General features: G+C 50.4%; 20 protein-coding genes. 10 read left to right on the top strand and 10 right to left on the bottom strand.

All coding sequences use genetic code 11. The features are described from left to right. Positions 1-345 carry a gamma-glutamylcyclotransferase gene (locus ABVN36_RS00785; protein ID WP_001219167.1) on the top strand — a complete coding sequence of 115 codons (345 nt, stop codon included), beginning with the start codon at positions 1-3 and terminating at the stop codon, positions 343-345. A gap of 53 nt (positions 346-398) precedes the next feature. Here ABVN36_RS00785 and ABVN36_RS00790 read toward each other — a convergent pair whose 3' ends face one another. The 4 genes from ABVN36_RS00790 to fbp form a co-directional block, all read right to left on the bottom strand. Next, entirely contained in the window at positions 399-1,607 is a 1,209-nt protein-coding gene (locus ABVN36_RS00790) for an MFS transporter (RefSeq protein ID WP_000203132.1), read from the bottom strand. Continuing rightward, positions 1,604-2,767: a metallo-dependent hydrolase gene (locus ABVN36_RS00795; RefSeq protein WP_023138836.1), complete on the bottom strand. Its 1,164-nt coding sequence runs from the start codon at positions 2,765-2,767 to the stop codon at positions 1,604-1,606. Before ABVN36_RS00795 ends, ABVN36_RS00790 begins: the two co-directional genes overlap by 4 nt. A 409-nt stretch (positions 2,768-3,176) precedes the next feature. Further along, positions 3,177-3,707 (bottom strand): inorganic diphosphatase, encoded by a 531-nt coding sequence (gene ppa / locus ABVN36_RS00800; RefSeq protein ID WP_000055079.1) that lies wholly within the window; start codon positions 3,705-3,707, stop codon positions 3,177-3,179. A 226-nt stretch (positions 3,708-3,933) separates the two neighbouring features. Continuing rightward, the gene (fbp, locus tag ABVN36_RS00805) at positions 3,934-4,932 is read right to left on the bottom strand and encodes a class 1 fructose-bisphosphatase (protein WP_000853764.1); all 999 of its coding nucleotides are present in this window, start codon (positions 4,930-4,932) and stop codon (positions 3,934-3,936) included. A 174-nt stretch (positions 4,933-5,106) separates the two neighbouring features. Between fbp and mpl the strand changes: the two genes are divergently transcribed. Both mpl and iolR read left to right on the top strand, forming a co-directional pair. Then, positions 5,107-6,486: a UDP-N-acetylmuramate:L-alanyl-gamma-D-glutamyl-meso-diaminopimelate ligase gene (gene mpl, locus ABVN36_RS00810; protein WP_001219833.1), complete on the top strand. Its 1,380-nt coding sequence runs from the start codon at positions 5,107-5,109 to the stop codon at positions 6,484-6,486. Between the two features lie 491 nt (positions 6,487-6,977). Next, on the top strand, positions 6,978-7,811 hold the full coding sequence (gene iolR, locus ABVN36_RS00815; RefSeq protein WP_000033840.1) for a myo-inositol utilization transcriptional regulator IolR: 834 nt from the start codon (positions 6,978-6,980) through the stop codon (positions 7,809-7,811). 50 nt (positions 7,812-7,861) lie between these two features. On the opposite strand, the gene iolT1 is transcribed toward iolR, so the two are convergent. Then, entirely contained in the window at positions 7,862-9,295 is a 1,434-nt protein-coding gene (gene iolT1 / locus ABVN36_RS00820; protein WP_000107709.1) for a myo-inositol import MFS transporter IolT1, read from the bottom strand. A 458-nt stretch (positions 9,296-9,753) separates the two neighbouring features. On the opposite strand from iolT1, the gene iolT2 reads away from it, so the two are divergent. Next, complete coding sequence (iolT2, locus tag ABVN36_RS00825) at positions 9,754-11,190, top strand: myo-inositol import MFS transporter IolT2 (RefSeq protein ID WP_023138834.1); 1,437 nt, start codon at positions 9,754-9,756, stop codon at positions 11,188-11,190. Positions 11,191-11,542: 352 nt separating this feature from the next. Here the strand turns inward: iolT2 and iolB are convergent, their stop codons facing one another. The 3 genes from iolB to ABVN36_RS00840 are packed head-to-tail and all read right to left on the bottom strand — an operon-like array spanning position 11,543 to position 14,200. Then, a complete protein-coding gene (iolB, locus tag ABVN36_RS00830; protein WP_000002010.1) occupies positions 11,543-12,352 on the bottom strand; it encodes a 5-deoxy-glucuronate isomerase in 810 nt (269 codons plus the stop codon). A 24-nt stretch (positions 12,353-12,376) separates the two neighbouring features. Further along, positions 12,377-13,882, bottom strand: coding sequence for a malonate-semialdehyde dehydrogenase IolA (gene iolA, locus ABVN36_RS00835; RefSeq protein ID WP_023138833.1), 1,506 nt, complete (start codon positions 13,880-13,882; stop codon positions 12,377-12,379). A gap of 15 nt (positions 13,883-13,897) precedes the next feature. Then, on the bottom strand, positions 13,898-14,200 hold the full coding sequence (locus ABVN36_RS00840) for a hypothetical protein (protein WP_071591287.1): 303 nt from the start codon (positions 14,198-14,200) through the stop codon (positions 13,898-13,900). 122 nt (positions 14,201-14,322) lie between these two features. Between ABVN36_RS00840 and reiD the strand changes: the two genes are divergently transcribed. From reiD to iolI1, 5 genes are all read left to right on the top strand, one after another. Beyond that, entirely contained in the window at positions 14,323-15,147 is an 825-nt protein-coding gene (gene reiD / locus ABVN36_RS00845) for a myo-inositol utilization transcriptional regulator ReiD (RefSeq protein WP_000332219.1), read from the top strand. Between the two features lie 259 nt (positions 15,148-15,406). Continuing rightward, positions 15,407-16,327: a myo-inosose-2 dehydratase gene (iolE, locus tag ABVN36_RS00850; protein WP_012601329.1), complete on the top strand. Its 921-nt coding sequence runs from the start codon at positions 15,407-15,409 to the stop codon at positions 16,325-16,327. Between the two features lie 18 nt (positions 16,328-16,345). Further along, complete coding sequence (gene iolG1, locus ABVN36_RS00855; protein WP_000172704.1) at positions 16,346-17,356, top strand: inositol 2-dehydrogenase IolG1; 1,011 nt, start codon at positions 16,346-16,348, stop codon at positions 17,354-17,356. A gap of 97 nt (positions 17,357-17,453) precedes the next feature. After that, positions 17,454-18,797, top strand: coding sequence for a lysosomal glucosyl ceramidase-like type III secretion effector SrfJ (gene srfJ, locus ABVN36_RS00860; RefSeq protein WP_023138832.1), 1,344 nt, complete (start codon positions 17,454-17,456; stop codon positions 18,795-18,797). Next, positions 18,798-19,631: a 2-keto-myo-inositol isomerase IolI1 gene (iolI1, locus tag ABVN36_RS00865; protein ID WP_000976927.1), complete on the top strand. Its 834-nt coding sequence runs from the start codon at positions 18,798-18,800 to the stop codon at positions 19,629-19,631. Here iolI1 and ABVN36_RS00870 read toward each other — a convergent pair. Both ABVN36_RS00870 and iolC read right to left on the bottom strand, forming a co-directional pair. Further along, positions 19,628-20,794 carry an MFS transporter gene (locus ABVN36_RS00870; protein WP_001111174.1) on the bottom strand — a complete coding sequence of 389 codons (1,167 nt, stop codon included), beginning with the start codon at positions 20,792-20,794 and terminating at the stop codon, positions 19,628-19,630. The genes iolI1 and ABVN36_RS00870 overlap by 4 nt on opposite strands. Positions 20,795-20,854: 60 nt before the next feature. Further along, positions 20,855-22,792 carry a 5-dehydro-2-deoxygluconokinase gene (gene iolC / locus ABVN36_RS00875; RefSeq protein ID WP_077908640.1) on the bottom strand — a complete coding sequence of 646 codons (1,938 nt, stop codon included), beginning with the start codon at positions 22,790-22,792 and terminating at the stop codon, positions 20,855-20,857. Positions 22,793-23,208: 416 nt separating this feature from the next. Here iolC and iolD point away from each other — a divergent pair, with 416 nt between their 5' ends. Continuing rightward, positions 23,209-25,149, top strand: coding sequence for a 3D-(3,5/4)-trihydroxycyclohexane-1,2-dione acylhydrolase (decyclizing) (iolD, locus tag ABVN36_RS00880; protein WP_000849477.1), 1,941 nt, complete (start codon positions 23,209-23,211; stop codon positions 25,147-25,149). The last annotated feature ends 116 nt before the right edge of the window (positions 25,150-25,265 follow it).

Here is a 25,265-nt window from a genome sequence, read left to right on the forward strand (position 1 = left end):
ATGCGAATATTTGTCTATGGCAGTTTACGACAGAAACAAGGCAACAGTCACTGGATGACCAATGCCCAATTGCTTGGCGATTACCGTATCGATAACTACCAGTTGTATAGTCTGGGCCACTATCCAGGCGCAGTTCCGGGAAACGGAGCGGTATACGGTGAAGTTTATCGAATTGATAACGCCACGCTGGCCGAACTTGATGCTTTGCGCACCAGGGGCGGTGAATACGCACGCCAGTTAATCCAGACGCCTTACGGCAGCGCATGGATGTATGTATATCAACGTCCTGTTGATGGGTTAACTCTGATTGAAAGCGGTGACTGGTTAGACAGAAACCAGCCCTGAACTGAACACGCCACCCTCGGGTGGCGTTGTTTTTTACATTCTGGCTGATGGCGCTAGCGCCGGGCACGATGAGCTCTTATTCTGCCGTAGATCAATAATGACGCGCCGCCCAGGATAACAATGCATCCGAGAACCATAAATCCCTGCATATAGCTGCCGGTTGTCCGGTAAAAATAGCCGACCATTAGGCCTGCCAGCGTACCGCCGCCGCCGGCGCCGATGCCATTAATAATACCGGAGGCTGGGCCAATCGCATGGGGTTTAACGTTCGACTGGATAATCGACCAGATGTTGGGGGTAAAGCTGGCGGCATAATAACCCATCGCCAGGGTAATGAGCGTGATTTTAAAGCCCGGCGCATCGACAAATGGCAGGAGAAATAACATCACGCCGGGGATTAGTAGGCCCAGTGAAGCAATAAGTACACGCTTTTGTGTCTTATCACTGATCCATGAGATAGGGATTGCCAGTATAACCGCAGTCAGATAAGGCAGAGAACTGACCAATGCTTTACTGAATCCGGTATAGCCGAGAGAATTGACAACCATGGGGATCCATAACGTAATTCCCCAGAATAACATCCCTTGAGTGATGTAGGTAAAAATAAGGAGTAGGAAGGGGGTTCCGCCCAGCGATTCCAGGGTAAGTTTAGTTTTCTCTGTTGGCGCCGGCGCACGATAATAAGGCGCTTCTTCCTGTTTTTTCAGCATTGTTATATAAAGTGGAACCACAACAACAATGCCGATCACACCAGTGATAATAAAAACATTTCGCCAACCGAAGGCAGCATCCAGCGGAGACAAAATCATAAATCCCAGGCCTAATGCCAGGAACTGTCCATAATACTGGATAATGCTGTTCGCCTGCGTCCGTTCTTTGTCTGAAAACCAGTCGCTGGCGAAGCGGGACTGCTGCGGCCAATAAATGCCTTCGGTAATGCCAAGCACCAGCCGACAAATCAAAATAACGTACACTGACGAGGTAAATCCGACAAAAACGGTCGCAATCGACCAGATTAGCACCATCAGAATGACTATTTTTTTCGGATCGTATCGCTGGGTAAATACGCCGCCAAAAATATTTGAAAAGGCATAGCCAATAAGAAATATGGTTAATACAATGCTGGCCGTTGCGCCATCAATATTCAGGTCGTGTGTAATCGTAGGTAACGTAACGGAAAGATTAGAACGGTCAAGATAAGCAACAAAAAGGCCGAACATTAATGTCGCGCCGATCCGTAGCCATTTTTGCATTGAGGTCATTTTTCAACTCCGTTTGGCCGCGCGCCAAAATCAATTTGACGAAATAATATCTCACCGGATTTTATGGTCATTTGTGGTACCAGCACATGCGTCCCTGTGAGCGTTTCACCATGAATATCGGCAAATTCAACATGCCTGTTTTTTAATTTAAAGATGGCGATATCGGCAAATGCCCCAGGGGCCAGCGTACCAATTTCTGCTGCCATGCCCAATAAAACTGCTGGGGTATGGGTACAGGCGTTAATGACATCGGTAAGCGCGACGCCGAGTGCTAAATATTTCGATAAAATCCATGGTAAGGCGTAAACAGGCCAGGCGAGTTTAGTGATGGTTGAGAGATCGCTACTGATGATATCCGGAAGAAAGCCATTGGCGATGGCCCGGCGTGCCGTGTTCATTGAAAAATGGCTGCGACCATTGGCGGCATCAAATATAACGCCTCTTTCCCTTGCCTGACGGACTTCGGCTAAGACAGCGCCTTCATCAGTAAGAATGGTGCTACCTTTGCCGTGAAACGCATGAGCGATAATATCGCCGCGGCGTAGCAAGGAGACAAGTTCTTTCATGGGAACGATGGGATGAGTCGAGTGTATTGCCACGGGACACTTTAAATCGTTGGCAATACGAAGGGATTCAGTCAGCGGTTTTAAGCCATATTCAGCAATGTCCTCAGTCTGAACCTTGAGTTTTAATCCCTGAAGAACGTTGCGATACTGGCGAAACAGCGCGTGGATCTTATTTTCATCAATATTGTCAGGATCATAATTTTCTTGTGACCAGGTTTGGCCCGGCGGCGACACGGTCAGAAACGCTTTGATTCGAACTTTGCTGGCGCAAATCACCGTTCGGTAGAAGGCATCAAAGTTTGCCGTACCGGCAGAACCTGCATCCACGACGGTGGTGACGCCATTCGGCGGCATGTACATATCAGGCCTGACGCCGCCTTCCGTCGCGTCATAAAAAACATGCGCGTGATAATCGATAAGACCGGGAGTGACGATCATGCCGTCGGCATGGATAATCCGGGTCTCCGAAGTTACAGGATATTTATCGGCATCAACGATAATATCGTTAATGATGCGTAAATTGTTAATCTCATTAATATTACGAGCGGGATCGATGATATGTCCACCGGTAATTAATATATCATTTTTCATCATAATCTCTTAAAATAGTAAATAATTATGGCAGCCCTTAAAAATATATTAAAAAGTGTGTTTTGAGCGGATATTATGTTGGATTAAAAATACGGTTATTGGTAGGGAGAGCTTAGGATACCTTATTAAAAAGGTAATCGGGCCTATGCACTAAATAAGAATTTGGCGCTTGCTAATATTTAGGGCGTAAGTCCAGAGGAGTCTGCGGGCATTCACAAAACAATTATTATCTTAAGCTTTTTAGAGAAAATGTGAGCGTATTCAACCCTTTTTAATAAAAAATAAGGTAAAGTCTTATTCATTCCGTGAATGTTAAACTAATAATGATAAAAATTGTGTTCTATTCATTAGCCAATAAAAAGGCTCTCATTACTATGAGAGCCTTTATCTTGACGCTTATGTAAAAGCGAACTTATTTCTTCGCTGCGCGCTCGAAGGAGGCAACGATTTCCGCTTTAGCCGCTTCGGCGTTGTCCCAACCGTCAACTTTCACCCATTTGCCTTTTTCGAGATCTTTATAATGCTCGAAGAAATGAGTGATCTGCGCTTTCAGCAGTTCTGGCAGATCGTTCACATCTTTAATGTGATCGTACTCTTTGCTCAGTTTGGTGTGCGGTACGGCAACCAGTTTCGCATCTTCACCGGATTCGTCGGTCATTTTCAGTACGCCAACCGGACGGCAACGGATGACGGCGCCTGGCTGCAGCGGGTACGGCGTCGGGACCAGAACGTCTACCGGGTCGCCGTCCAGAGACAGGGTATGGTTGATGTAACCGTAGTTGCACGGATAGAACATCGCGGTGGACATGAAGCGGTCAACGAACAGCGCGCCGCTCTCTTTGTCAACTTCGTATTTGATCGGATCTGCGTTAGCCGGGATCTCGATAACGACGTAGATATCTTCCGGCAGTTCTTTACCCGCCGGGACGTTGAGTAAGCTCATGTCTGTTTCCTTTGAATTTATGACAAACAAGTGGCGAGTATTATAGCCAACTCACGCCGAAAGTCTTCGCTTGTTTTCGTTTCCGCCTCATCTGGCGCGTCGTTGCGGAGCATAAACGACAAAGGTTAAGAACCGGAAAAATCACGGGCCTGATAAGGCAACGCCGCCATCGGACATGTTATTGCCCAATGGCGGCTTCATGCGTTAGTCCGCATGGTGGTAAAGATTACGCGTCCGGGTATTCGCGGATAAAGCGTTCCACATCGTCAACCATATGGCGGTTGCCAACGAAGAACGAGCGGCGCTGGTGCAGGCTTTCCGGAATGATATCCAGAATACGTTCTTTACCATCGCTTGCTTTGCCGCCGGCCTGTTCCGCGAGGAACGCCATCGGGTTGCATTCATACAGCAGACGCAGTTTTCCCTGCGGATGGCTGGCGGTGCTGGGGTAGAGATAGATGCCGCCTTTCAGCAGGTTGCGGTGGAAATCGGCCACCAGAGAGCCAATGTAACGTGAGGTATAAGGGCGACTTGTTGAACTATCCTCTTCCTGGCAGAATTTGATGTACTTCTTCACGCCATTCGGGAATTTAATGTAGTTGCCTTCGTTAATGGAGTAGGTTTTACCCTTTTCCGGGAAACGCATACGTTCCTGGCACAGACAGAACACGCCTAACGACGGATCGTAGGTGAAAGCGTGTACGCCGCAGCCGGTGGTGTAAACCAGCATGGTGGACGAGCCATACACGACATATCCCGCTGCGACCTGTTTGTTGCCGGGTTGCAGGAAATCTTCTTCGGTGACCGGCGTGCCGACGGGCGTCACGCGGCGATAAATCGAGAAAATCGTACCGACAGAGACGTTAACGTCGATGTTAGAAGAGCCATCCAGAGGGTCCATCAGCACCACATATTTCGCGTGTTCGCAGCCTTCAAAGACGACAATTTCGTCCTCTTCTTCCGATGCGATGCCCGCTACAATATCGCGCGCTTTTAGTGCAGCTTTCAGTTTCTCGTTCGCGAACAGATCGAGTTTCTGCTGAACCTCGCCCTGTACGTTCTCAGCACCGCTGGCACCCAGGATATCGACCAGACCGGCCTTGTTGATATCGCGGTGGATGATCTTGGCGCCCAATTTTATTGCCGACAGCAAAGCAGTGAGCTCACCGGTAGCCTGAGAGAACTCGTGCTGCTTTTCGACAATAAATTCACCTAACGTTTTCATAACACTTTCCCTGCAATTGATTGGAGTAAAGCGACCGTAACAATCTTAACAAACATTTCAGATGATGCGCTCAGGTGAATCGCGCCAGCAAAGTACAGATTTACCTGAAATGCGTTTCTCACTTGCCAGACATGTGCGTAAAATGGCTCGCAGATAAAAAAAGGATAGTGACGTATGCGCATTCATATTTTGGGAATTTGTGGCACTTTCATGGGGGGGCTGGCGATGCTGGCTCGCTCGCTTGGTCATGAAGTAACGGGTTCGGACGCCAATGTGTATCCGCCGATGAGTACCTTACTTGAGAAGCAAGGCATTGATCTGATCCAGGGTTATGACGCCAGCCAGCTCGATCCGCAGCCGGATCTGGTGATTATCGGCAATGCGATGACGCGCGGGAATCCGTGCGTGGAAGCGGTGCTGGAAAAAAACATTCCCTTTATGTCTGGTCCACAGTGGCTGCATGACTTTGTGTTGCGCGATCGCTGGGTACTGGCGGTCGCCGGTACCCACGGCAAAACCACGACCGCAGGCATGGCGACCTGGATACTGGAAGCGTGCGGGTACAAACCGGGCTTCGTGATCGGCGGCGTACCGGGCAACTTTGAGGTTTCCGCGCGCCTGGGCGAGAGCCCGTTCTTTGTTATCGAAGCGGATGAGTACGACTGCGCGTTCTTTGATAAACGTTCTAAATTTGTGCATTACTGCCCGCGTACGCTGATCCTCAACAACCTTGAGTTTGATCATGCCGACATCTTCGACGATCTGAAAGCGATCCAGAAGCAGTTCCACCATCTGGTGCGCATCGTGCCGGGGCAGGGGCGCATCATCTGGCCGGAAAACGACATCAACCTGAAACAGACCATGGCGCTGGGCTGCTGGAGCGAGCAGGAGCTGGTGGGCGAGCAGGGACACTGGCAGGCGAAGAAGCTGACTACGGATGCTTCCGAGTGGGAAGTGTGGCTGGACGGCGAAAAAGTCGGCGATGTGAAATGGGGCCTGGTCGGCGAACATAACATGCACAATGGGCTGATGGCGATTGCCGCCGCGCGCCACGTGGGCGTCGCCCCCGCAGAAGCGGCCAGTGCGCTGGGGTCATTTATTAACGCCCGCCGCCGTCTGGAGCTACGCGGTGAAGCGAACGGCGTGACGGTGTATGACGATTTTGCTCACCATCCGACGGCAATTCTGGCCACGCTGGCGGCGCTGCGCGGTAAAGTGGGCGGCACCGCGCGCATTATCGCAGTGCTGGAGCCGCGCTCTAACACGATGAAGATGGGGTTATGCAAGGATGACCTGGCGCCGTCGTTAGGGCGTGCGGATGAAGTGTTCCTGCTGCAGCCGCCGCATATTCCGTGGCAAGTGGCGGAAGTCGCCGAAGCCTGCGTACAGCCTGCTCACTGGAGTGGAGATGTCGATACGCTGGCGGAAATGGTGGTGAAAACCGCACAGCCTGGCGATCACATCCTGGTGATGAGCAACGGCGGTTTCGGCGGCATCCATCAGAAATTGCTGGATGGGCTGGCGAAAAAAGCTCAGAACGTAACAGCGTATTAAATGACTATGCGGTCAGCCAGCTTTGTGGCTGGCTGTTTTATATGGGGCATCTTGCCATCGAAAGCGCATTCCGCTCGCCGGGAGACGTTAAAGCAATACTGAAAAAATCATTTGCCGCTCAGTATTGAAAAAGAGTAGACGCATATCCTTAAAGTAATCAGTGTAATACACTAAGAGTGTTCCGCCGGTTGCCGTATGCGGGACGAAAAGAGCCAGTTCGCAATAACAGATGAAGGTTTCGTGATTTATAAACGTCATCTTCTGCCTTTCAACGTTTGCGATGCCGCCTGGCTGCGGGCATCGTCCAGTCATAACAATGCTGATCCTGTCGCATTTATGCGGTCAGATTCAGATTGCTCAGAACCCAGCCCGCCAGCAAATTCTGTACTGAAGGTAACCACAGCGCAATTTGAATGTTGTTAACTGTATGTTCAGTTCATTTGTGCTAATATGGTTATTTACGAAATTTTCGTTCTATTAGAGTATCATGCATGTCTAAACATCAAACTCAACTTTCCTTACTGCAGGATGATATCCGCAGTCGCTATGACAGCCTTAGCAAACGTCTTAAACAAGTTGCTCAGTATATTCTGGATAACAGTAATAGCGTTGCTTTTGACACGGTCGCTTCCATCGCGCAACATGCCGATGTTCCCCCTTCGACACTGATTCGTTTTGCTAATGCGTTTGGTTTTAGCGGATTTAATGAAATGAAACAGGTATTTCGCCAGCACCTGATGGAGGAAACAGTAAGCTATACCGAGCGGGCGCGTCTGTTCAGACAGAAAAATGCGGATGAAGGGGAACCTACCCCGGAAAAGCCGGGTGAAATTCTGAAGCTATTTTCAATGGTGAATGCACAGGTATTACAACAATTACCGGTGCAGATTAAAAATGAGCAGTTGGATGCGGCGGTCAATCTGTTAGCGAAAGCCGACAATATTTATGTGATTGGATTACGTCGTTCGTTTAGCGTGGCCAGTTATTTAACCTACGCATTGCGTCATCTGGAGAGACGGGCATTTTTAATTGACGGTATTGGCGGAATGTTCTCTGAACAGCTAAGTATGGTCAGCCCCGACGATGTCGTTATTGCCATCAGCTACTCGCCTTACGCGCAGGAAGTGGTGGAATTAGTCGAGCTTGGCGCGAAACGCGGTGCGCACCATATTGCGATAACCGATAGCCAGGTCAGCCCGCTGGCAGCGTTCAGTGAAGTCTGTTTTGTGGTACGTGAAGCGCAGGTCGATGGTTTCCGTTCTCAGGTCGCGTCCATGTGTCTGGCGCAAACGTTAGCGGTTTCACTGGCGCTGGCGACGGAGTAAAAAAACAAGCCGATGATCGTATTTAGCGATCATCGGCATTGTGGTGAAACTTAATCAGAATAACGTTCGGTTTGAATTGGCTGCAGTTTTTTTCTGCGTTTTGCTAACACTACGCTCTCCATTTTCTCCAGCGAAATGCCTTTTGTTTCCGGCAGGTAACGGCAGATAAAGAAGTAACTGAAGATGCAGCAGATGGCGAATATCCACATTGGAAATGCGCCGTGGAAATGCGAAAGTAAATACGGGTTTTCATTAATCATCGGGAAGAATTGCGAAACTAAAAAGTTTGCCATCCACATAAATCCAACCGAAATACTCATTCCCTGCGACCTCATCCGGTTAGGGAATATTTCAGAAATAAGCACCCATGCGCCCACGCCCCAGGAAAGCGCGTAGAAAATCATAAAGAACAGCATACCGAATAGCGCGAAATAACCGGTTGCCTGGCTGTACAGCGCCCATGAGGTGAGCAACAAGCCGATGATGCTGCCAATAGTGCCTTTACGCATCAGCGACAAACGCCCCATCTTATCCATAATCATTGCGCCAATAATGGAACCGATAAGCTGAATCACGCCGATCCAGATTGTCTGGAACAGGGCCTCCTGGGCGCTACCGGTCACATCCTTAAGGACGATTGGCGCGTAATACATCATGACGTTAACCCCTGTTACCTGTTGCAGCATAGCGATCATGCAGCCCAGAATCAGGATGAAACGCACGTTCCCGTCGCGGTAATTGAGTTTTTGATGGGCGTTTAGTTGGTCATTTTGCAGTGAGGTTTTTATATCGGCAAGAAGATGTCTGGCATGTTCTTCGTTGGATATTTTGGTCAGTATTTTTAGCGTCTCCTCCTCGCGACCAATCATCATCATCCAGCGGGGAGATTCCGGGATTAAAAAGACTAAAATACAGAACAAAATGCAGGGAATAATACCCGCAGCAAACATATAGCGCCAGCCAAGTTCAATGAGCCAGGTATCCGCTGCAATCGATGCTATTTTGTAGTTAACGTAGAAGATCAGAATCTGACCGAAAACGATAGCGAACTGCTGCATACTTAATGCTCTGCCGCGCATGTTTTTCGGTGAGACTTCAGACATATACATCGGTGATACTGTTGCCGCCAGGCCGACTGCCAGTCCACCGATAATGCGATAAATCACAAAATGGGTGAACGTGTAGGAGAGGGAGGTGCCCACTGCGGAAATAGTGAATAACAGCGCTGAAACCATCAATGATTTCTTGCGTCCAAAACGTTTAGATAAATATCCGGCGCTAAACGAACCAATAACGCACCCCACCACAACGCAGGAAACCGCCCAGCCGGTCTCAGCAGGAGATAGATGAAAGTAGCTGGTCAGTGAACCAATCGCACCTGAAATAACAGCAGTATCGTAGCCAAATAATATTCCGCCCAGTGCGGCAATCGCGCAGATGCGTAATATGTAACCCGTATTATAACAACTATCTGATGTGGACATAGGTAGATTATCTCCAGAATAAACTTCATCTATCTGTTTGAATTTAGTGAACAAATAGACAAATTCATCTTATGTCGGTCATTGCCGTAGCTCTGCCGACGATCTTATAGCTATTGAGAACTCTCGTTTCACAACCTATGTTTTAATTTCAAAACGATCAATAATGAAACTTATGTTTTGTTATGGGTATCACATTTCGAATTTCATAATCCTGGCGTTTTTTATCGTTAAGATGCTGCGTTTTGCGCAGTGCTCTCCTGTATCCTGATGAATTTACTTAATTTTATTGCTTTCGTGACAGTGCCTGAACTCAATTTGTCAGGGGCCGTACTTTTTGTTCTTTCCTGGAATATCTCCATTTCGTGATCTTTTTCATGGAATTTTTCTTCTAATGAATGCAAAAATAAAATGAAAAATTTCATTGGTGTGTTGTTTCCTCAACAGGCAAGGGAGGGATTATGTCTCAGAGAAGTAAGTACAATTCGGCCTATGTGTACGTCCTGTGTTGTATTGCGGCGCTGGCTGGATTGATGTTTGGTTATTCAACGGCGGTGATTACCGGGGTGGTATTGCCTTTACAGCAGTATTACCAACTGACGCCAACCGAGACCGGATGGGCCGTTTCCAGTATCGTGATTGGTTGTATCATCGGCGCGCTGGTCGGTGGAAAAATTGCCGATAAACTGGGGCGTAAACCTGCGCTTCTGATCATTGCGATCATTTTTATCGCTTCTTCCTTAGGGGCGGCGATGAGTGAATCGTTCATGATCTTCTCCCTTTCCCGCATTGTGTGTGGTTTTGCGGTTGGGATGGCCGGAACGGCATCCACCATGTATATGTCTGAACTGGCGCCTGCTGAAATTCGCGGCAAAGCGCTGGGCATTTACAATATTTCCGTGGTATCTGGCCAGGTTATCGTGTTTATAGTCAACTATCTGATAGCAAAAGGAATGCCTGCTGATGTGCTGGTTTCCCAGGGCTGGAAGACTATGCTTTTTGCCCAAGTGGTACCCTCCATTGCGATGTTAGCGATTACGCTTTTCCTACCCGAATCACCGGCATGGTGCGCCCGTAACAACCGCAGCGAAACCCGTTCGATAAAGGTGCTTACCCGGATCTACAGTGGATTAACGGCCACAGATGTGGCCGCTATTTTTGACAGCATGAAAGAAACCGTACGTCCACAGGACAACGTCGCCGGGGGAGAACGCACCAACCTGAAAAGCTCGCCGGTGCTCCGCTATATTCTGTTGGTTGGATGCTGTATCGCCGTTTTGCAACAGTTCACAGGCGTTAACGTAATGAACTATTATGCGCCGCTGGTGTTGCAGAACAGCAGTACCGAAGTGGTTATGTTCCAGACCATTTTTATCGCGGTATGTAATGTGGTGGGCAGTTTTATCGGCATGATCCTGTTCGACCGCTATGGCCGTATACCGATTATGAAAATTGGTACCATCGGCTCAATTGTCGGCCTGTTGATCGCGTCATACGGTTTGTACACCCACGATACAGGCTACATTACCATCTTTGGCATCCTGTTTTTTATGCTGCTGTTTGCCGTCAGCTGGAGCGTTGGCGCATGGGTACTGATTTCTGAGGTTTTCCCTGAAAAGATAAAAGGTTTTGGGATGGGGCTGGCGGTGAGCCTGATGTGGATAGCCAACTTCCTCATCTCACTGTTGTTCCCGGTCATAAATGATAACGCCTGGCTGCAGGAGACCTTCGGCGGCGCTTTTTCGATGTGGATTTTTGTCGTCTTTAATTTGGTCTGCTATGTCTTTATTTCTCGTTATGTGCCGGAAACAAAAGGGGTGCCGCTAACAGAAATTGAACGGCTGGCCGAGAACAAGCTGCGTGAAATTCAGGGGAAACGTCGCGATGTAATAGCCTGATACCTCTCCAATATTAGCGGAGAATATCCAGAGATATTCTCCGCTGGTTACACAACCTTTACTCCCTCCAGCGAGTGCGCACAGGATATACCCTGTTGAAACCTCCCCAGTGTTTACCACCTCTACGTAACTAATTGATCCATAATAATATCGGCAAATAGGGTAAGTCTTCTTCTGCATCATTATTTTATTGCGTATTCCTGGTGGGGGCCGTGCCGTAAATACGCTATATACAAAACAGGGAAATAATTTAAGAGAAGGTGGATAGCGATCTTATGAGCGTGTGTGGCGCAGAGTTGAATAAAAAAGCCAGCCGCAGAGGACGGCTGGCAAAGTACCACTCAACGAAGTGTTATCGCGGGTAGTCTGGTGAGTTAATCCACGCGTGGTTCTCTTCCCAGGTGAAACGCCATTTTCGTAGCGGGCCGGCCATCACGTTCAGATAGTAGTTATCGTAACCCGCGATGGTGGCAACCGGGTGGTAGCCTTTAGGTACTTTCACTACATCCCGGTTATAGACCGCCATACATTCATCCAGGCTGCGATCGTCGGTGTAGACGCGCTGTAAGCAGAATCCCTGAGGTGGATTGAAACGGTGATAGTACGTCTCTTCCAGATAGGTCTCCTGGCCTTCAACTGCCGTATCGTGCTTGTGCGCGGGCCAGGAGCTGGTATCGCCTTCATTAGTGTACACTTCAACGACTAGCAGGCTGTCGGCGAGCTGGCTATCAGGAAGGATGTTATGCACCAGGCGCTGATTGCGCCCTTTTCCCCGATGCTCTACCCCGACCTCTTGTGGCGAGATCAGACGTACCGGAAGCTCTCCGAATCCCGGCGCGCTGCATACGGCCAGCTCAAGGTCGGTTTCGGCTGTCACTTTCGCCTCCGTATGATGGGGGAGGTAAACCGAATAAGCTGGAATGCGTTCAAACGGACTCATGCGCTGACCAATCCGATAGAAAAAACTGTCGGCGGCCTTAACGCTGGCCAGCCCGGCAACCAGCACCAGACAGCGTTCACGCTCATCGGACGGCAGGGTTATCGACTCTCCAGCCTTCAACTGCCAGACATCAAAACCGACATACTCCCAGCCTGCATTTTGAGGGGAAATGTGTTGGATATTTCCCGACTCAGAGGTACAGGTACTCAGCAAGTTGGCCATAATCTTCTCCTTCCTGAAAGCGTATTAACCGAGAGTCGGCATACTGAACTCCGATACGATCTGCTGTCCGTTCGGCCAACGCGAGGTAACGGTTTTCATCCGGGTATAGAAGCGCACGCCATCCGGCCCATGGACGTTCAGGGCGCCAAACACCGAGCGCTTCCAGCCGCCAAAAGAGTGAAATGCCATCGGAACCGGAACTGGAATATTAATACCGACCATCCCGGCTTCAACCGACTGGGCGAATTCGCGCGCATAGTGACCGTTGGTGGTGAAAATCACGCTGCCGTTGCCGAATTCATGGGAGTTTACCGTGCTAATGGCGGTGGCATAATCCGGGACGCGCACAATTCCGAGAACCGGGCCAAAAATTTCTTCACGCCAGATGGTCATCTCAGGCGTGACGTTATCAAACAGAGTGCCGCCGACATAAAAGCCTTCAGGATATCCCGCCACGCTATAGTTGCGGCCATCCATGACCAGAGTTGCTCCCTCGCTAACTCCTTTGTCGATGTAACCCAACACTTTCTGTTGATGAGCACGTGAAACAACCGGGCCCATTTCATTTTCATCTTTGCCGCGCAGCTCTCCCGGGCCGATACGTAGCGCCGCAATCAGCGGTTTCAGGCGTTCGATCAGACGGTCCGCCGTTTCATCGCCCACCGCGACCACTACCGGCAGCGCCATACAGCGTTCGCCCGCGGAACCAAATGCTCCGCCCATAATGGCGTTGACGGTGGCGTCCAGATCTGCATCCGGCATGACGATTGCGTGATTTTTGGCGGCCCCGAAGGCCTGTACGCGTTTGCCATGGGCGCTGGCGGTGGTATAGATATGTTCCGCGACGGCGGAGGAACCGACAAAGCTGACGGCCTGTACGCGAGGGTCGCTGGTCAACAGGCTAGCCGCCTCATTGCCACAGTGAACAACGTTAAACACGCCGTCCGGCAGGCCAGCCTCCTGTAGAAGCTGTGCCATACGTAACGATGCGGACGGCACCAGTGCGGGCGGCTTCAGGACGAAGGTATTGCCGCAAGCCAGAGCAACCGGGAACATCCACATAGGCACCATTGCCGGGAAGTTAAACGGTGTGATGCCTACCACAACCCCAAGCGGCTGCATTAATGAAAAGCTGTCAACGCCTGAGCCGACATTAAAGGAGTACTCTCCTTTGCTGAGGTGCGGGATCCCGCAGGCAAATTCGACAACCTCTATGCCGCGCGTCAGCTCGCCAAGCGCATCTGACCAGACCTTGCCATGCTCGCTGACGATCAGCGCCGCCAGTTCGTCCCGATGCTTTTCCAGTAATACTTTGAATTCAAAAAGGATACGTGCCCGGCGTAGCGGAGTCATTTTACTCCATGCCGGAAAAGCCTCATGTGCGCTTTGAATTGCCGCCAGCATCTCCTCTCGGGTGCTCTGGGTGACCTGACGAATTACTTTACCGGTGGCCGGATTAGTCACCGGTAGCGCCTCGCCGCTGCTGCTCAGTGTCGTTTTACCATGAATAAAATTGCCGACTGTTTCCATCTCTTTTTTATCCTCTTAAACCGATGTTGACGACGTTCTGACTGAGCGGTCACAGGAAAGCCTGGTTATCTTCAGCCTAAAACGCATACCGTATTCAATGTAAATTTTAGGATTAAAAATTTCAAATTTATTTTTATGAAATTTTATTTTGAAAATTTGACGACTGATTTTTATACGAGGGTATGTGCAGTAAGAAATCAAAAATCTAATTAACTTATTGATTTTTATCGTTTTTATTTGGTGTGGTATCAATGGTTGTCTGTTGTAACGAGGAAAGATTTGGAAAAAATTATGATCTATATAGCATTTTTGTTTCATTTGGTGTGGTATAAAAATTCAAATTTCAGGGGTGTTTCGGCACCACAGTTTCGGATATTGGAGGGTAAATCATGCGCTTGTGCTTCTGTCCTTCAGAACGAGAGAATAAGGCTCAGCCCCAGTTGGCGTATGTGAGCCAGGTCAGTGAGAGCAATGGTCCGTTTGTCCGGTTCATGCATATGCACCCACAGACCGTTGAACTGATTCTTATCACCGAAGGAGACGGGGAGTATTTCATTGGCGATCGCATCTACCCGGTTCGTAAAGGCGACCTGGTCATTTATAACAGCCAGGTGGTGCATGATGAGTATCTGGAAAGCGGGCGGCCAATTGGCACTATTTGTTGTGGGATTAACAATATTTCGTGTCCGGGTCTACGTGAGAATGCGCTAATACCGGATGATATTGTGCCGGTTATTCCACTGTATCACCATTATGCGACGGTGGAAAAACTGATGAGCTCCGTGTTTACCGTTATTAATCAGCATGCGGTAGAAGGGCCAGCAATGGCGCAGCTATTGACCCAGGTAGTACTCAAATACATTGAGGGAAATGTCTTATTGCGCACAGGTAACGATGCCATACAGCGCCATGAAAATTTACTTGATTCAATAAAATCCTATATTGATCGCAATTTCTATGAGCCAATTCGGCTGGATACGCTGGCGACGAAATTTAATGTCAGTCCTTATTATGTTTCCCATGAATTTAAACGCCGCTATGGTTATTCACCGATGGATTACCTGATAAAACGTAGGCTGGGGGAGGCGCAATCGTTACTAACCACGGATGAAGGCGGGCGCGAAAAGATCACCTCTATTGCTTATCGTGTTGGCTTTAGCAACCTTAGTCATTTTCAGAATTACTTCAAAAATAAAGTAGGGAAAACGCCCGGTCAATATCGCAAGGACTATCGTAAAGCTAATTATTTATTATTTGAATATTAATGCTTGCTAAAATTTAATCGTCATGAGAATGGTCGCAATACTGCGGCCATTTTTTATTTGTCGGTATATTTTATGCGTTTATCTATAGCGCGAAAAGTCTGGCAATATCATTAAAGAGTGATGATTTTTTTGTGATACCTGACGCATTTATCCCACTTCTTCAACCAGGATAGATAAAGTTTTTCAGGCTACAAAAAGTAATATGTTGTCCATCAAAGGTTAATTTGCATCGCGGTATGCAGTAAAAGCGTTTCATTAAGTGGGAGCCAGCAATATGTACAATGTAAAAAAGAGCATTAAGTTGGGGATTGCGCCTATCGGTTGGCGCAATGATGATATTCCTGAGATTGGTAAAGAAAATACATATAAACAAATACTTAGTGATGCCGCGCTCACCGGTTTTTCCGGGACGGAAGTTGGCGGTTGTTATCCGCAGGATCCTGCTGAGTTAAATAAAGAGTTAATGCTTCGCGGGCTGGAAATACCGGGCCAGTGGTTTTCTTCCTTTATTATTCGCGACGGTATTGCATCTGCGATGAATGCTTTTGAACAGCATTGTGCTTATTTGCAGGCAATACATGCATATGTCGCCGTTGTTTCTGAACAAACTTATAGTATTCAAGGTATTATCGATAAGTGCGTTTATACAGAGAAGCCTAACTTCAGCGACAGCGAATGGCAGCTTTTATGCGAAGGACTTAATGCGCTTGGGAAGATTGCCAATGCGCACGGGCTGAAGCTCGCTTTCCATCATCATATGGGCACCGGTGTGCAGACTCTGCCAGAAGTGGATCGACTCATGGAGAATACCGATCCGCAATTTGTACATCTGCTGTTTGATACCGGACATATATATGTTTCTGACGGCGATGTCATGCCGCTACTGAGTAAACATTTTGATCGTATTAAACACGTTCATTTTAAAGATGTGCGTAATGAAAAACTCAAAGCATGTCGCCTCGCGAAGAAATCATTCCTCAATTCTTTCCTTGATGGTGTGTTTACCGTCCCCGGCGATGGAAATATTGATTTTAAATCCGTATTAGCTTATCTGGTCGGGCATCAATATTCTGGCTGGATTGTTGTTGAGGCCGAGCAGGATCCTAAGAAATATAACCCATTGGAATATGCGCAAAAAGGTAAAAAGCATATTGATGAGTTACTGAAAAATTATCTTTAATTGAAAAGGAAACAGAAAATGACTTTAAAAGCAGGTATTGTAGGTATCGGCATGATCGGCTCCGATCACTTAAGACGTCTGGCCAACACCGTGTCGGGTGTTGAGGTTGTTGCCGTATGTGATATCGTCGCGGGTAGGGCGCAGGCGGCGCTGGATAAGTATGCGATCGAAGCCAAAGATTATAATGACTATCACGATCTGATTAATGATAAAGACGTTGAAGTGGTCATCATTACCGCATCAAATGAGGCGCATGCCGATGTGGCCGTTGCCGCGCTAAATGCTAACAAATATGTTTTCTGTGAAAAACCGTTAGCGGTGACGGCTGCGGATTGTCAGCGTGTGATTGAAGCAGAGCAGAAAAATGGTAAGCGCATGGTGCAGATTGGTTTTATGCGCCGCTACGACAAAGGTTACGTTCAGCTGAAAAATATTATCGACAGCGGCGAAATCGGTCAGCCATTAATGGTTCATGGACGTCATTACAATGCCAGCACGGTGCCAGAATACAAAACGCCACAGGCTATCTATGAAACATTGATTCATGAAATTGACGTTATGCACTGGCTGCTTAACGAAGATTATAAAACCGTTAAGGTTTACTTCCCGCGTCAGTCCAGCCTGGTGACCACTCTGCGTGATCCGCAGCTGGTTGTAATGGAAACCACCTCCGGCATCAATATTGTGGTTGAAGTATTTGTGAACTGCCAGTATGGCTACGACATTCACTGCGATGTTACCGGCGAGAAAGGAATGGCGGAGCTGCCAACCGTTGCCAGCGCCGCGGTACGGAAAGCGGCGAAGTATAGCACCGACATCCTGGTTGACTGGAAACAGCGCTTTATTGATGCCTACGACATTGAGTTCCAGGATTTCTTCGATCGCCTGAACGCAGGATTGCCGCCGGCAGGCCCAACGTCATGGGATGGTTATCTGGCTGCGGTTACCGCTGATGCCTGCGTGAAGTCTCAGGAAACAGGGAATACCGAGATTGTTGAATTACCCTCAAAACCTGATTTCTACAAATAAACCTTCCGCGTATTAAAACCTTCTGCCGGATAGCGATGCTTAAGCGTCCTATCCGGCATATCACAATTTATTATCTTCTTTTATCCGGAACTTCCCTATGAAAGGCAGACTCATCTCTTCCGATCCGTATCGTCAGCAATTCCTTGTTGAGCGTGCGGTCTCTTTTTCGCATCGTCAGCGTGATTGCAGTGAATTAATCAGCGTCTTACCGCGCCACACGTTACAGCAGATTGACGGATTCGGCGGCAGCTTTACCGAAGGTGCGGGCGTGGTATTCAACAGCATGAGCGAAAAGACGAAGGCGCAATTTCTTTCCCTTTATTTTTCTGCTCAGGAACATAATTACACTCTGGCGCGGATGCCAATTCAGAGCTGTGATTTTTCCCTGGGCAATTACGCGTATGTCGATTCCAGCGCTGACCTGCGACAGGGACGACTCTCCTTTTCCCACGATGAAGCGCATTTAATACCGCTGATTTCCGGGGCGTTGCGGTTAAATCCACAAATGAAGCTGATGGCTTCGCCGTGGAGTCCGCCGGCGTTTATGAAAACTAATAACGATATGAACGGTGGCGGCAAGCTGCGGCGCGAATGCTACGCCGACTGGGCCGATATCATTATCAACTACCTGCTGGAATACCGCCGCCACGGCATTAATGTGCAGGCGCTTTCCGTGCAGAATGAGCCGGTGGCGGTAAAAACCTGGGACTCCTGTCTGTATAGCGTGGAAGAGGAGACAGCCTTTGCCGTGCAGTATCTGCGTCCGCGCCTCGCCCGGCAGGGTATGGATGAGATGGAGATCTATATCTGGGATCACGATAAAGATGGCCTGGTAGACTGGGCTGAACTCGCCTTTGCTGACGAAGCTAATTATAAGGGAATTAACGGGCTGGCATTCCACTGGTATACCGGCGACCATTTTTCGCAAATACAGTATCTGGCCCAGTGCCTGCCGGATAAAAAACTCCTGTTTTCCGAAGGCTGTGTGCCAATGGAGAGCGATGCCGGTAGCCAGATTCGCCACTGGCATACCTATCTCCATGACATGATTGGTAATTTCAAATCGGGTTGTAGCGGGTTTATCGACTGGAATCTGCTGTTGAACAGTGAGGGGGGGCCGAATCATCAGGGTAATCTGTGTGAAGCGCCCATTCAATACGATGCGCAAAACGACGTGCTGCGGCGTAACCACTCCTGGTATGGTATTGGCCACTTCTGCCGCTATGTGCGTCCGGGGGCGAGGGTCATGCTTTCTTCAAGTTACGATAATCTTCTGGAAGAGGTGGGATTTGTGAATCCCGACGGCGAGCGTGTGCTGGTGGTGTATAACCGCGATGTCCAGGAAAGGCGTTGCCGGGTGCTGGATGGCGATAAAGAGATCGCGTTAACGCTGCCGCCGTCAGGCGCCAGTACGTTGCTATGGCGGCAGGAGTCGATCTGAATGATGAAGCTGGGATTTAATGAAGCGACCTGTATGCGAAACTCCACGCTGGCACAGGATGTTGTGTTGGCGGAACGTTTTGGCTATGACTACATCGAAATCCGTCTGGATATGTTGCAGGAGTGGTTACAGAAACATACGTTAAGCGAGCTGGCAGACATTTTTGCCGTCGGCCACCTTAAGCCCTGGGGCTACAATTCGCTGGAAGACATTACGTTTTGTGATAGCGAAAGCTGGGCGGAGAAACGGCGGCAGTTGGCTTTCGCCTGCCATGCTGGCTCAGTGGTGGGGGGTGATTGTCTGGTTGTGGTGCCCACCATTCGTCAGGGGGGAAATTTTCCGCCAGGGGAAACGGTGAAAGATTCAGTGAAGCGTCTGCGCGAGATGGCGGCAGTGGCGGAAGAAAGCCAGATGCGGCTGGCCTTTGAGCCGATCGGTTCCGCAGGATGCTGTGTGCGCAGTCTTGCCATGGCGATGGAGATCGTAGATGCGGTCGATCGCAGTAACGTCGGGCTGGTCGTCGATGCCTTTAATCTTTACCTGCACGATCAATGGCGGGATCTGACCACGCTTCGCCAGATCCCTGTGGAAAAGATCTTCGTTTACCATATTGATGACGCCGATAATCTGCCGCTGGCAACGCTGGAGCATTGCCATCGTCTGTTTCCTGGCAACGGCGTGATCCCACTGCATGAGATCACGCATGAGCTAGTGCAGAAGGGCTATGAGGGGATCTGTTCGCTGGAACTGTTTAACCCTGGCTACTGGCAGATGGCGGCCAGCGAAGTCTTTGCGATAGGGGCGGAAAAGACTCGCCCCTTCTTAACAGCTTAATGTTGCCGCAGCAGGAGATGGACAACCGCCGCGCCCAGCAGCGCGCAGGCCGCGGCCAGAAGAAAGACCTGCTGATAGCCGATAAACGGCGTCAGCAGGCCCGCTATTGGTCCGGTAAATCCGTAGGCCAGATCCTGAAACGCTGACCAGACGCCGAGGGCCGTACCACGAATCTCCGGTGGCACTCTGCGCACAACCTCTACGCCCAGCGATGGGAACATCAGCGAACAGCCGCAGCCGGTAATCGCCGCGCCAATCAGCGCAGCGCCTGCTGACGGAGCGGCCCACATTACCGCCAGTCCGGTCCCCTCTACCAGTAGTGAAAAGGTTGCGACCGTGGCGCCGCCGTAACGGTCGGGAAATTTGGCGCAGAAAAAGCGGACAGCGATAAACGCAATGCCAAACAGCGTCATCGCAAAACCGGTGTTATCCCAGTGACGCTCGTTGAACCAGAGGGCGGTAAACGCGCTTAGGGTGGCAAAACCAATGCCCTGGAGCACAAGCCCTGTTCCGGGCCGCCACACCAGGCCGACGACCCGTAGCACTGGCACGCGGGGACGGGCTGTTGGGATATTCCCCGGAATGCCATAGATGACTCCGCTGGCGATGATCGGCAACAGCACGACGAGGAGCGCCGGAAGCGCCAGGCCGGCCCTGGCGTAAAGCGACAGCCCCAGCGGCGCGCCGATAGCCAGCGCACCGTAGGTCGCCATGCCGTTCCAGGAAATAACCTGACCCGCGTGGGTCGAGCCCGCCAGCCACATCCCCCAGGTTAAATTACCGGTCAAAATGAAACTTTCACCGATGCCCAGCAGCACACGACCAACAATCAGTATGGCCCATGCGAGCAGCGGAACCGGGTGAGCGATTAGACTGACCAGCATCAGCAGACCTGATGCGGCGCAGTAGAACTGACCGGTGATAACCGTCCGACGTCCGCCTGACGTGTCGGCTTTTCGACCCGCGGCGCCCCGGGTAAGCAAGGTGGCGATAAACTGGCTGCCTACCGCGATACCGATCAACAGATCGCTCAGATGCAACTGCTGCTGAACGTACAGCGGCAGCATGACTAACGGGATGCCAATAGTCAGATAGTTGAGAAACATCGCGGCGCTGATGCGAAACAGCGTGATCGATGTGGAATGTTGTGTGAGAGCTGGCATGGAATCGTCCTTGAACACGCCCCTTGTCCGATGCAGACACGGGGCGTGATGAGGCGGGCATTAACGTGCCGGGCGGTATTCGCGCCAGTAGTCGATAAGCATGCGATATTTTTGTTTCACCGTTGCGATGAGCTGTTCATCGTTAAGCTGGCCGCCTAACCACTGGCGTGACGGTTCGCCAAAGATGGTCCGGCCGACGGCGAAACCTTTCACCCAGGGCATATCCGCTGCTGCGGCGAATCCTGACTTCAACTCGCTTTCCGGTGCGTCCAGGCCAAGTATCAATATACCGCGACATTCAGGGTCATAATGCTCAATATGCTGGCTGATTTCTCGCCAACGATCTGGGCTTAACGGCGGCAGTTTCCACCAGTCCGGCAGGATCCCCAGTTGATAAAAACGTTCCACAATCTGAGGATAGTATTGCTCATTTTGGTCTGCCGCATCGCGCGGCAAGATGACTTCCAGCAGCAGATCATGACCAGACTGGCAGCAGGCGCGGTAAACCTCGTCAATGAGCGCCTCTTGTTCAAGACGTACCGACTCTGCATCGAGTGGATGATAGAAGACCAGACATTTCACGACGTGCTCTTGCGGCCAGCTGACAAGCTGAGAGCCAATATCGCCATGTTCCAGCTTCAGCGGATACGAACCGGGCATCTCAACTGGTCGGCCAATCCACCATCCCTGGCCGGTCACGTCGTTAAGCGCCTGCTGACCAAAGGTGGTATCGGCAAGGATGCCGCTATTATTCTGTAAACCGGCCTCAAGCGCCGCCTGACGCGCCCCTTCCAGCAGTAGTATCTTCAGGGGGGGGATCGCGGATTCACTGGCGCCGACTTCATTTGCGATATCCACCAGTTGCTTGCGATGGTCAAAGGCGAATACGCACAGCTCCGGCCAGTGCTGTTTACGGGTTGTGACCCGATGAAGGTGATTCAGCCGCGGGTCTTTGTCTGGCCGGGTGATGGATTGTTCACGCGCGAGGTAGTCGTCCAGCTCTTTTTTGGTTGGCATGGCGGGGGCACAACCGTGGCGCGATACCACTAACGCGCCGCAGGCGTTTGCATAACGGCAGGCTTGCTCCCAGCTTTCATCGTTCAGGTATCCCCGCAGCAGTCCTGACATAAAGGCATCGCCCGCGCCCAGAACGTTCAGAACGTCTACGCGAACGCCGCTATGTATCTTCACCTGCGACCAGTCATCGGCGATGTTGCCTTCAAAGACTGAGCAGCCCAGCGCGCCGCGTTTGCACACCAGTACGGCCTGGGTCAACTGACGGACGCGCCGCAGGGCGGTCAGCGTGTCGGTACTGCCGCCGGCGATATGGAATTCTTCTTCGGTCCCAACGATCAGATCGAAATGGCGCAATACCTGCTGGAGCTGTTCGGTAACCTGTGATGAGGCGATGAAACGTGTTTCACCGTCTCCTAGCGACGTCAGACCCCACAGTACGGGGCGGTAGTCGATATCCAGCGCCCGCCGCAGCCCGTGTTTTTGCGCATACTCCAGCGCTTTAAGAACGGCGGCGCGTGTATTGGGGTGAGAAAGATGAGTGCCGGTGACGGCTAATGCGCGTGAAGAAGCGATGTAATCTTCGCGGATATCCTCAGGTGTTAGCGCCATGTCCGCGCAGTTATCGCGGTAGAAGATCAGAGGAAAGGTGTCCTGATCTTTAATGCCGAGGATCACCAGCGCGGTCAGACGATCGCGATCCGACAGCAGGCACTGCGTATCCACACCAACGCGGTTTAATTCTTCACGAACGAAACGTCCCATATGCTCATCGCCGACGCGGGCCAGCATAGCGGAACGTAATCCCTGAATGGCCGTGCCGTAGGCAACATTGCCTGACGATCCCCCTAAATATTTAGCGAAAGTCGTCATATCCTCCAGCCGCGACCCGATTTGTTGACCATACAAATCAACGGCGACTCGTCCCAGACAGATAACGTCCAGCGGCTTTTGCTCACTACTGACTGCTTTATTCATTGACATATCCCCTAACAGAAGACGGTGTTATTTTTGCCCATACTAAGGTTTGGTGATTTCATTTTCAATAAAAATGGAAATAATGTTTTCATTTATTGTTTGAACAAGATCACAGAAATGGCATTTCCGGGCAACGCGTATGATCGTTTTTTGTTGTGTTTTTTGTTTTAATTTATTGATTATTAATGTGTTATTTCTTTTAAAAGCACATGGAAGATAAATTTCATTTTCATGAAAAATACGCCTAAATGGCGAAATTTTTTAACCGTTTTTTGATCTCCTTCCCATAAATGAAATATAAATTCCATATAATTGTGAGAACGGAAATTTTGATCCTATGATAAGTCTCTGTGTTTTTGGGGCTGAAGCGATGCATAAGCAGGCAACGACAGCCGAACGGTTGATAAAAGCAGGTGGGGTACATGAAAACAATCAGGTTGACCATGGCGCAGGCTTTGGTGCGCTTTCTTGATAATCAGTACATCGACGTAGACGGCAGCGAAATCAAATTTGTAAAAGGGATTTTCGCCATTTTTGGCCACGGGAACGTCGTCGGATTGGGGCAAGCGCTGGAAGAGGACTGTGGCCAACTTAGCGTTCATCAAGGGCGTAACGAACAGGGAATGGCGCATATCGCGACGGGATTTGCCCGCCAGATGCGTCGCCATCAGATTTATGCCTGCACCTCCTCAGTGGGGCCAGGGGCCGCCAATATGATCACCGCAGCGGCGACCGCGACGGCTAACCGTATTCCACTGCTTTTGCTGCCGGGCGATGTGTACGCATCTCGTCAACCCGACCCGGTTTTGCAACAGGTTGAACAAGAACACGATCTGACGCTGAGCACCAATGACGCTTTCCGTGCAGTTAGCCGCTACTGGGATCGCATTACGCGTCCGGAACAGCTAATGAGCGCCTGTATCAGCGCGATGCGGGTGTTAACCGATCCGGCGGATACGGGGGCCGTGACGCTTTGCCTGCCACAGGATGTGCAGGGTGAAGCCTGGGATTATCCGGATTATTTTTTCGCTCGCCGGGTCTATCGTCTTGAGCGTCACGCGCCGACGGAGCCGATGCTGAACGAGGCGGTTGCGCTGATTCGCCGCCACCAGCGGCCGCTGATCGTTTGCGGCGGGGGCGTGAAGTACTCGCAGGCTGAAGAGGCGCTGCTGAGATTTGCCGAACGCTGTCATCTGCCGATTGCTGAAACCCAGGCTGGCAAGGGAGCGCTCAGTTCTGCACATCCGCTGAACGTCGGCGGGATTGGCGAAACCGGTTCACTGGCGGCGAATCTGCTGGCACAGGAAGCCGATCTGATTATCGGTGTGGGGACGCGCTATACCGATTTCACCACCTCCTCAAAGTGGATCTTCCAGAATCCCGACGTGCGCTACTTAAATATCAACGTTAGCCGCTTTGATGTCTTCAAGCTGGATGGCGTACAGATGCAGGGTGACGCTCGCGTCGCCCTGACGCAGCTTAGCGAACGGTTGGCCCAGGAGCATTATGCTTCGCAATGGGGTGAGACTATTCACCGCGTCCGCTCGCAATATATGGCGGAAGTTGAGCGCGTCTATGCTGTGGAATATAGCGGAGAGGGCTTCAAACCTGAAATTGAGGATCATATGGATACTCAAAAGGTGTTTGAAGAGTTTAATGAGATTACGCGGTCGTGGCTGACCCAGACGCGCGTGTTGGGCGTGCTTAACCGGATGTTGCCGGAAAACGCGCTGGTGGTGGCGGCGGCGGGCAGCCTGCCGGGCGACCTCCAGCGTGTCTGGCAAAGCCGCGGCGAGAATGATTACCACGTCGAGTACGGCTACTCCTGTATGGGCTACGAAGTCAATGCCGCATTGGGGGCCAAGCTGGCGCAGCCGGAACGCGAGGTGTACAGCTTCGTGGGCGACGGTTCGTTCATGATGCTGCACTCTGAGTTGGTCACTTCCGTCCAGATGGGGAAAAAGATTACCGTCATTTTGCTCGATAACATGACCAACGGCTGTATCAATAATCTGCAAATGGAACACGGTATGGACAGTTACTTCACCGAGTTTCGTTTCCATCAGCAGGAGAGCGGTCGTCAGGAAGGCGGATTTATCCCAGTCGATTTTGCTCGCATCGCTGAAGGATATGGCTGTAAAAGCTATCGCGTCACCACCATTGAACAACTGCATGAAGCGTTGGAAGATGCTCGTAAACAGACCGTGAGCACGCTGATAGACATAAAAGTGCTTCCCAAAACGATGGTGCATAAGTACCTGAGCTGGTGGCGCGTTGGTGGGGCGCAGGTATCCCGTAGCGAACGTATCCAGGCGGTAGCGCGTATGCTTGAGGAACATATCGGACAGGCCCGGCAGTACTGATTAATTTGCCGTCGTTCAGGTTGCAGAGGTGTGGTTATTGTTCTGCAACCTGAACGATACAGCGTCAACGCATTGTTTGCTTTTCAGAACGGCAAAATAAAACGATCCGTTTTTCG

Origin of the sequence: Salmonella sp. SJTUF15581 (assembly GCF_043356775.1) — a bacterium.
In the GTDB taxonomy this organism is placed as follows: Bacteria; Pseudomonadota; Gammaproteobacteria; order Enterobacterales; family Enterobacteriaceae; genus Salmonella; species Salmonella enterica.